Source organism: Microvirga tunisiensis (genome assembly GCF_009296175.1).
Lineage (GTDB): Bacteria > Pseudomonadota > Alphaproteobacteria > Rhizobiales > Beijerinckiaceae > Microvirga > Microvirga tunisiensis.
In genome coordinates, this window is the sequence record NZ_VOSK01000687.1 from 1 (window position 1) to 1703 (window position 1703).

General features: G+C 64.7%; 1 protein-coding gene. It reads left to right on the forward strand.

Annotated features, from left to right (window positions below):
- The first annotated feature begins 64 nt into the window (after nucleotides 1-64).
- Nucleotides 65-1672 carry an IS66 family transposase gene (locus tag FS320_RS42870; protein WP_152718583.1) on the forward strand — a complete coding sequence of 536 codons (1608 nt, stop codon included), beginning with the start codon at nucleotides 65-67 and terminating at the stop codon, nucleotides 1670-1672.
- Nucleotides 1673-1703 lie beyond the last annotated feature (31 nt).

Genomic DNA, 1703 nt, shown 5'->3' on the forward strand with positions numbered 1-1703 from the left:
GTAACTGGGGCATTTTAGGGGGCGAGGGATTCCTCCCTTCGGGCATTCATGATTCAATCCCGGCATGACCTCGCCTGATCGTTCCAACAAGCCGCTGTCCTCGACAGCCCTGCGCGAGCTGGTCTCGGATCTGGCCGGCAAGATTGATCGACTGGAGCACGAGGTCGAGCAGCTGCGCCTCGCCAACAGCAACCTGCGCCTCGACAACCAGGCCCTGAAGGATGAGATCGCCCGACTCAAGAACCTGCCGCCGCGCCCGCCCTTTAAACCCTCCGGCATGGAGAAAGCCACCCAGCCGCGACCCACGGGTCCGGGCCGGCGCCCCGGCCGTGGCGCCAAACGGGATCGGGTCACGCGCGAGGTGACGCTCCAGGCCGAAGTGCCGCCCGGCTCGCGCTTCAAAGGCTACAAGACGGTGGTGCGACGGGATCTGATCCTGACCGCCGAAGTCGTGCGCTACAAACGGGAACGGTGGGTGACGCCCGAGGGGCAGACTATCATCGCCCCGTTGCCGCTCGGCGTCACCGGCGGGTTCGGGCCTGGCGTACAACGCTTCTGCCTCGCCCTGCACACGCAAGGCCAGGTGACCACCGAGCGCCTGACCGATCTGCTGAACGGCATTGGCCTGTCGATCTCGAAGCGGGAAGTCGTGCGCCTGCTCACCTCAGATCTGGAGCTGTTCGCGCAGGAAGACCGCGCGATCCTGCAGGCGGGCCTGACCTCGTCGCCGTACATCACCGTCGATGATACGGGTGCGCGGCATGCCCGCCGTCCCGCTGTGACCACCCAGATCGGCGGTGAACGCTTTTGCGTCTTCCGCACCAGCCGATCAAAATCGCGCCTGAACTTCCTGTCGCTGCTGCGGGGTGGGTGCGAGGACTACGTCGTCAACGAGGCCGCCCTGAACTATCTGCGCCGGCAGCCGGTCGAGGCCGCCGTGATCGCCCGATTGACGAAGCTCCAGAGCAGAGTGTTCAGCTCGCAGATGGAGTGGTGGCAGCATCTGTTGCAGTGTTCGATCAACATCTTCGACCGGCCTCTGCTCCGGCTACTGGATGAAGCCGCCACCTGGGGTGCGATCCGGCATCACGGGCTGATGGACAACACGGTCGTGGTCTCTGATGATGCCGGTCAGTTCCGGGTGGCCACGCACGCTCTGTGCTGGATCCATGCCGAGCGACACCTGCAGAAGCTGATGCCGGCCTCGCCCAAGCAGGCCCAGGCGGTGGAATTGGTCCGTGAGACCATCTGGTGCTTTTACCGCGGTCTGAAGCTGTGGAAGCAAAGCCCCACACCGGGTGCTGAGGCGTCCTTCCGGCGCCAGTTCAACCGGATCTTTGGCCTGCGTACGGGCTACAAGGATCTTGATGAGCTGCTCGCCCGTCTGGCCCGGCGGAAAGATGAACTGCTGCGGGTGCTCGAACGGCCGGAGATCCCGCTGCACACCAACGCCTCCGAGAACGACCTGCGCGCCTGGGTGATCAAGCGCAAGATCTCCGGTGGCACGATGAGTGCCGATGGCCGGGTGGCCCGGGATGTGATGCTGGGGCTCTCAAAGACCTGCCGCAAACTCGGGCTGTCGTTCTTCGACTATCTTGGCGACCGGCTCGGCCTGAATGGGGATCAGCCGAGAATTCCGCCCCTTGCCGACCTCGTCATCCGGTCAGCCTAAGGCCCACCGTCCCCCAAACTGCCCCGATGAC